Origin of the sequence: Silvanigrella sp. (assembly GCF_044369315.1) — a bacterium.
GTDB lineage: Bacteria > Bdellovibrionota_B > Oligoflexia > Silvanigrellales > Silvanigrellaceae > Silvanigrella.
Window position 1 is genome coordinate 1 of record NZ_JBIPMD010000174.1, and the last position, 7,340, is coordinate 7,340.

Here is a 7,340-nt window from a genome sequence, read left to right on the forward strand (position 1 = left end):
TTTAAATCATACAAAAAACCTTTCCCTAGTCCGGCAACGGCGCCAAAATAAGAAAAAATAGATTGAATGGTTGGAATAAAAGCATCTAATATATTTGTTAATGTTGTTCCGTTATTTGGAGTAGCTACTGTTGTAATGCTTGTAACCCAATTTTTATTTCCTCTAAATAAATCGTTTACATCATTTTTATTATTAAAGACTTCTTCTGGTGAACCCTCCTTTAATAATGTCAATAGGGCTCTGATGGTCTGGCCTCCTTGACTGTGACCTATGAGATGAATTTTATTATTTTCATTCCATTGAGAATATAAGGGTTTTGTATAACACCTTCCAAAGCGGGCATGTCCATATTTTTTAGAATGAAGCTCCCCATAATCTGTGCATGTTCCTTTAATCTGTGCAAATAATTCGACAGCTCTTTCATAATTTGAGTTTAAGGGGCCAACAGATGCGGTGTAAACGCGATTGCCATTGGATTTTAGCTCTTCTTGTAAGTCATGAACTCCGCCCCAATATAGGAACCCAAGCATTTCATCTCTGCCCCAGCCTGTGAAGCCATGGACAAGGATAATAGGGCTATTATTCATAGCATGACAATCAAATGAAAAAATTGTGAAACAAAAAGTAATGCAAATCATTAATTTTTTCAAAATAGACATAATAAGCTCCTCTAATTATCTATTTTAGATCTATAAAGATTATTCAATTTTGGTAACAAGAACCTTATGACTTAATACACTGTTTTTTTTGAACTTTCAAATAATTTGTGACTTTCTTGTAACAAGCGATTGCAATATATATTAGTTACGGCATAATTTCATATTAGAAGCTCATTTCTTCTGAAAAGCATGAAATTTCTTCTTTTTATATAATTTTATAAATATCTAAATTGCGAAAATATGATGGAACTAAAAAATTTTTTTTTCGAATTAAATAATCAAGACAATGTGAAAAAGATAATAATAAATTCAAATTTATTAAATAACAATTTAAAAGAAATTTGCATTCCTGGGTCAAAAAGTTTTACGAATAGAGCGGTTGTATTGGCAGGAATGTGTTCAAAGCCTGTTACATTATATGGTTTTTTATTTTCAGAAGACTCTTATTGGGGCCTTGATGCTCTTAAAAAACTTGGTTATTTCATTCAAGTCGATTATAAATCAAAAAAAGTAACAATGATTCCTCCAAGTGATTCAAAATTAACGAGAGCATCTCTTTTTTTTGGTAAAGCAGGTACTTTAGCCCGTTTTTTTCCTGCTGTCATTTTAAATTGGCAAAATACGTTTTCAAAAAGTAACGAATTAAAAGTAGATATTAGTGGTGAACCACAATTAATGCGGCGCCCTTTATCTCCGCTTGTGAAAGCCTTAAAAGAATTAAATGCTAAAATTTCTTCGGATCAAATGCCTTTTCAAATTGAGTCTTCTCAGCTTGAAGGAGAATGTAATATTAGTGGGAAAGTATCAGGTCAATTTTTAAGTGGACTATTATTGTGCGCTGCTGGTGCTCAGAAAAAAATAAAAATAAATCGAACTGATAATTTGGTGCAACCCGATTATGTCCGTATGACTATTCAATCCATAACAAACTTTGGTGGTAACATTCAATATGATGCGGAATTAAATCACTTTGAAATTCAATCGACGTCAAAATTAGGTATTGAAAAATATACCATTGAAGCTGATGCCTCTACATGTTGTTATTTTATTTCTTTAGCTTTTTTGCATAATTTAAATTTAAAAATATTAAATTTAGGCTCATCAACTTTGCAACCTGATTTTAAATTTATTGAACTCCTTATTCAAATAGGTGCAAATATTAAAATATTAGATAATGAAATTGTTGTCTCTAAAAAAGAAAATATTTCAAAGCCAAAAGGAAATTTCACCTTTGATTTTTCCCTTTATAGTGACCAAGCTTTAACTATGGGAGCAATTGGATTATTTGCTGATGGCCCTATTCTTATAACTGGTGTCTCTCATATTCGCCATCATGAAAGTGATCGTATTTCTTGTTTCGTTAAAAATATTTTATCTTTGGGACTTAAAATAGATGAATTGCCCGATGGTTTTAAAATTTATCCAATTGAAAAAAGTTTTAATGAGATCAAAGGTGAATTTGAAACCTGGGATGATCATCGTTTTGCTATGACGGGGTTTTTAATTTCATCTAAATTAAATCAAGTGAGCATACTAAATCCAAAGTGTGTTGAAAAAACAGCACCTCAATTTTTTAATCAGGTTCAAGAACTTGGTTTTCAAATTGATATTGTTAAGGAAGAATAATAATTATGTCGAGCAATTTAGGTACGCTTTTTCGTGTTTCTACATTTGGTGAGTCGCATGGAGTTGGTCTCGGTTGTATTATTGATGGCTGTCCTCCAGGAATCATAATAGAACATAGTACAATTCAATCTTTTTTAAATAGAAGAAGACCTGGACAAAATGAATTTACAACACCAAGAGGAGAACTCGATACCTGTGAAATATTATCGGGGGTCGAAAATTCTGTTACTTTAGGAACACCTATTGCCATTGTTGTGCGAAATCAAGACAAAAAAGCAAATGACTATCAGGATATCAATCAAATATTTAGACCAGGCCATGCCGATTATACAACTTTCAAAAAATATGGAACAAGTCCTTCCAGTGGTGGGGGGAGGGCAAGCGCTCGCGAAACCATTGGGCGTGTTGCGGCAGCAGCTGTTGCAAAAGCTTATGTACAAAGTAAAATTCCAAATGCAGAAATTATTGGTTGGGTAGATCGTATTTATGATATTCAAGCTAATGTAACAACCAATTCTGTTACTTTTAATGAAGTAGAAGCTAGTTTAATTCGATGTCCCGATAAAAATGCCGAAGAAAAAATGAAAGAAAAAATCTTGGCTGCAAAAACAGAAGGGGATTCTCTTGGTGGTGTTGTTCGCTGTATTGCGAGAAATATTCCAGCTGGTTTAGGAGAACCTGTTTTTGATAAACTAGAAGCTGAATTGGCAAAAGCAATGTTAAGTTTACCAGCAGTAAGATCCTTTGAAATTGGGGATGGTTGGGCTTCTACTTTTTTAAAAGGAAGCGAAAATAATGATGCTTTTCATTTAAATGAATCTGGAGCTGTTGTAACGCAAAGTAATAAATCAGGCGGCATTCAAGGTGGCATTTCAAATGGAATGCCAATCCTAATTAGTGTTGGATTCAAACCAGTTTCAACCATATTTAAAGAGCAAAATACAGTAACAAAAGAATTGAAAGAAATTTCCTTTAAAGCAAAATCTGGTCGACATGACCCTTGTGTTTTGCCTAGAGCAGTTCCTTTAGTGGAATCTATGTTTTGGCTTGTTCTTGCGGATCATTTATTACGTCAATTTTCTTTAAACCCAAAATTTTTAATTGAATAAGAAGCTGCTAATGAAACATCTCCTAACAAAAAATTATAACGATATTTTAATGATATTAAATGATTTTTTTTTAAAAGGTTACACTCGAAAATCTTTGCCAGAATATAACACTTCCTATAATAAAGAATTATTTGATTTTGCATGTCAAATTTATAAAAGAGGTTTTGTTTCTCAAAAGAAAAAAGAGGATTCCAAGCATTTAATCCCCCTTCCAACGATTCTTTCACAAACCGACTTCCTAAACTTTTTGCAAAATTTAAATATTTCTAATGTTTTTTATTTTGTGGATGAAAACTTATATGCGAAACAAAGTTCGTTAACAAATTTTCTAAAGGATAAAAAATGTTTATTGTATAAACCAGATGAGTCGACAAAATGTACTGATACTGTAAATAAATGGATTGAAATTTTACCAAATGAAACTCAATTAATTATTGTTATGGGCGGTGGAATTATATTAGATATTGTAGGATTTATTGCTGGTTTATTAAAAATAAAAATCTATTATTTGCCAACCACACTTCTTTCTTCTGTCGATGCAGGAATTGGTGGAAAAACGGGTGTTAACTTTTATCCCTATGGAAAAAATCAAATTGGTTTATTCTATGAAGCAGAAAAACTTTTTTGTGTTCCAGAATATTTTCAAACACTATCCCAGGTCGATATTATTTGTGGTTTGGCAGAAGCAATAAAACATTCCTGGATTTTTGGTGAATTTTTAAATGATTATGATTCTATTTTAAAAATATATCATAAGAATTCAACAATAGAAGATTTTTTTTATTTAATATCAAAAAGTATAAAATATAAGTCTACTATTGTGAATCTCGATTTATATGAGTCAAAAGATATAAGAACATCTTTAAATTTTGGGCACACTTTAGCTCATATCATTGAAGCCTTGGCAGAAGATCATTCTATTCAATTTCTTCCGCATGGCATTGCCGTTGCTCATGGGCTACATTTTATTTTTCAATCAGGTCTTGTTTCCTTTTCAAATGATCAACAAAATATGATAAATCTTATAAAAGATATTACTTATAAATATCCCATTATAATTTCAAATCAGATTTCTCAAATTCAAATTGAAAAATATTTAGTGCAGGATAAAAAAAATGAAGATGCTTCTCTATGCGCATTAAGTTTGCCTTCTTATGGCCAATTTTCGTTAATAAATTCGGAACCTATTTTTTCACCAGTAACAAAAAAATTTCCTGTAAGTTTAATCTCTAAATTAATGTTTGAATATATAACCTCAATTTAATCATTTAATTTTGTCAAATTGTTACCATAGAGAAAATATTTTCCTATTAAGTCTTGAATATTAAATTTTTATTTGTAAATATTATGATTGGGTAATTTACTTTATAACATTATGACAAAAAGGAACTTCGTATGGATCCTCGTCCGACTCGTATGCCATGGTTGTCACCTTATTTAGCAGTTAGAAATTTAGAAAGATCTGCTGACTTTTATAGTAAAGCGTTTGGTTTTAAAACAAAAGGTATGAAAGATCATAATGGCCATGTAAATCATATAAATATATTTCATAAAAATACTGTTTTATTTATGATTCATCCAGAAAGTTCAATGGGAAGTCCAGCAAGATCTCCTTCCACATTAAATGTTTCTGCATCACAATCATTTTATGTTTTTGTAGACAATGTCGATAAAATTTATGAAAAAGCGATTGCAAGCGGTTGTAGAAGTGTCGTTTCTCCCGAAGATTTCTATTGGGGAGATAGAATGTGCACTGTAACTGATATTGATGGCTATTCATGGTCATTTGCAAAAGTTCTTAAAAAAGCGGCTACAAAAAAGAAAAAAACAACTTCTAAAAAGAAAAAACAGTAGCTAAGAAGAGCACAAAAACAAAAAAGACCACTAAAAAAGCTGTAAAAAAGCCCGCTAAAAAAAGAAAAACGAAAACTTCAAAGAAATAATTTAATTTTTTAACTGAATGTTTCTAGAGTTTTTAATGATTATTTTAAAAATTTTAATAATAAATTCAGGGTCTAAATTGAATTTTAAACTCAATTCGTGATAAAAAGAATTCAAATTTTTTTCTCTTTCAGAGTCATATATTTGAATTCCCATTTCTTTTTTAATTTCACCGATTTTACTCGATATATTTACTCTTTTTGCTAAACTTTCAATAATAATCTTATCGATATCTTCTATTTCTTTTCTTAAAGCATTTAAATTCAAAATAAAATATCCTCTAATCTTAATGTTTATTTAAATATTTTCAACAATTATAAAAGCAGTTAAATTTTCGAATTCATCTTGTATTTTTTCTTCTCTTATTTTTAAATTATAAAGAGAGGCTGTTTTTTTATGTCCTATAACGGCTGTATTTAATGGAAAAAGACCTTCTGAAAGATTTCTGGCTGCTAGTGCCGTATTTTTCCACTCAATATATTCGGCATTTGGAAAATTGCTTTTTAAATATTTTTGGCATTGAGCAAAGGCTTGAGGATGAGAAACAATTGTGGTTATTTCATTTAAACTAACTTCATTTTTTGTAATTAAATTATGTTCAATTTCTATGAAAATATTTTCTATATACTTAAAATGATATTTACCCATTGCTTCAAAAGCGGTTTTAACTAAGCCTCCTTTTAAATTTACAACGGGAAAAATTCCAAATTGAATGGAATGATTTGTGAGTGAGGTTAACACGCCTTCAATATCAATTAAGTATTTCAGTTCAAAAGAATGATTCGTTTGTTTACTATATTTTATAGCCGCTTCTTCCGAAAAAGATCCAACATCGCCTGAAACACCTAAAATCACATCCATCTCCTAATTTCATTTATAAATTTATAAAAATTCTTTATTTTAATTTTTCATATAAATTAAGAATCAATTCTTCTGTTTTATCCCACCCTAAACAAGGATCTGTAATAGATAATCCATTTAAATTTATTTTTTCAGGTTGATCTGTGAGAATAGGTTGACAACCATCTTGAATGAAGCTCTCAACCATAAATCCTTTTACCAATTTTTTTAAATCAGGGCGATCTTTTATATTCTCTAAAATTTCAAAAATATTGTTAATTTGTAAAAGATGATCTTTTTTACCATTTAATAGACAATTGTCATGACTGATATCAATAACAACGGCTGGATTTTTAATTTTTTGATCTTCCATATGTTTTTTTACTTCTAATAAATGAAGATTTGAAAAATTGGGCCCATGATTACTTCCTCGTAACACGAGATGAGCATGTTGATTTCCATTTGTCTCTACCTCATAGCCATTCATTGCTGAAATATGATTATATTGTGCAGCAACAATGCTATTTACACCAATTTTTAAGGAACCATGGGTCGGGTTTTTTAATCCAACAGCGCACTCAATGGCAGATGCAAAAATGCGGTGTTCTTGATCTTCGCTACTGCGTGCTCCAATAGCAACCCAAGAAAGAAGTTCTAAAAATACATCTGCATTTTGGGTAGATAAAGCTTCATCAGCAATTGGCAAACCCATTTCAACGACATCAACCATCATTTTTCTAGAATATTTCATTCCAGCTTCTAGATCGGGTTGTTTGAAAGGATCGGGTTGAATGATTGGACCTACCCAGCCCTTGGTTGTCCTCGGTTTTTGTATATAAACCCGCATCACAATTTTAATACGCTCATTCACTTTTTCTTCTAATTGAATCAGTTTTTCTGCATAATTTAAAACTGCTTTTTCTGGCCAAGCAGAGCAAGGACCTACAATTAATAAGAGGCGATTGTCTTTTCCCTCTAAAATATTTTTTACTTCTTTTCTATCTTTTTCAATTTTTTGTTTTGCTTTAGCTGATAAGGGAGCATAGTCGATAATTTCTTTTGTTGTAGGTATTTTTTTTAAGATATTATAATTGGTAGGTAGAGACATGACTTTTATTTCCTTTCAAATAAAGTAATTCATTGCCATGAAACCCCTGCAGAACCG

Annotated in this window: 8 protein-coding genes; 4 read left to right on the forward strand and 4 right to left on the reverse strand. The window is 30.7% G+C overall.

Features of this window, described 5'->3' with window-relative positions; all coding sequences use genetic code 11:
- The coding region (locus ACIQ56_RS12560) for an esterase/lipase family protein (protein ID WP_397601405.1) at window positions 1-659 on the reverse strand (659 nt) is incomplete at its 3' end.
- A 243-nt stretch (window positions 660-902) separates the two neighbouring features.
- On the opposite strand from ACIQ56_RS12560, the gene aroA reads away from it, so the two are divergent.
- The 4 genes from aroA to ACIQ56_RS12580 all read left to right on the forward strand — a co-directional run bounded on the left by aroA (window position 903) and on the right by ACIQ56_RS12580 (window position 5,248).
- Window positions 903-2,285, forward strand: coding sequence for a 3-phosphoshikimate 1-carboxyvinyltransferase (gene aroA / locus ACIQ56_RS12565; protein WP_397601406.1), 1,383 nt, complete (start codon window positions 903-905; stop codon window positions 2,283-2,285).
- A 5-nt stretch (window positions 2,286-2,290) separates the two neighbouring features.
- Window positions 2,291-3,394: a chorismate synthase gene (aroC, locus tag ACIQ56_RS12570; RefSeq protein WP_397601407.1), complete on the forward strand. Its 1,104-nt coding sequence runs from the start codon at window positions 2,291-2,293 to the stop codon at window positions 3,392-3,394.
- 10 nt (window positions 3,395-3,404) lie between these two features.
- A complete protein-coding gene (locus tag ACIQ56_RS12575) occupies window positions 3,405-4,658 on the forward strand; it encodes a hypothetical protein (protein ID WP_397601408.1) in 1,254 nt (417 codons plus the stop codon).
- 131 nt (window positions 4,659-4,789) lie between these two features.
- Window positions 4,790-5,248 carry a VOC family protein gene (locus ACIQ56_RS12580; protein ID WP_397601409.1) on the forward strand — a complete coding sequence of 153 codons (459 nt, stop codon included), beginning with the start codon at window positions 4,790-4,792 and terminating at the stop codon, window positions 5,246-5,248.
- A 90-nt stretch (window positions 5,249-5,338) separates the two neighbouring features.
- Here the strand turns inward: ACIQ56_RS12580 and ACIQ56_RS12585 are convergent, their stop codons facing one another.
- Genes ACIQ56_RS12585 through ACIQ56_RS12595 form a run of 3 tightly spaced genes read right to left on the reverse strand, consistent with a single transcriptional unit; the run spans window position 5,339 to window position 7,283 of the window.
- Window positions 5,339-5,602 carry a chorismate mutase gene (locus tag ACIQ56_RS12585; protein WP_397601410.1) on the reverse strand — a complete coding sequence of 88 codons (264 nt, stop codon included), beginning with the start codon at window positions 5,600-5,602 and terminating at the stop codon, window positions 5,339-5,341.
- Between the two features lie 30 nt (window positions 5,603-5,632).
- Window positions 5,633-6,190: a prephenate dehydratase gene (locus tag ACIQ56_RS12590; protein WP_397601411.1), complete on the reverse strand. Its 558-nt coding sequence runs from the start codon at window positions 6,188-6,190 to the stop codon at window positions 5,633-5,635.
- Window positions 6,191-6,230: 40 nt separating this feature from the next.
- Window positions 6,231-7,283 (reverse strand): 3-deoxy-7-phosphoheptulonate synthase, encoded by a 1,053-nt coding sequence (locus tag ACIQ56_RS12595; RefSeq protein WP_397601412.1) that lies wholly within the window; start codon window positions 7,281-7,283, stop codon window positions 6,231-6,233.
- Window positions 7,284-7,340: the final 57 nt, after the last annotated feature.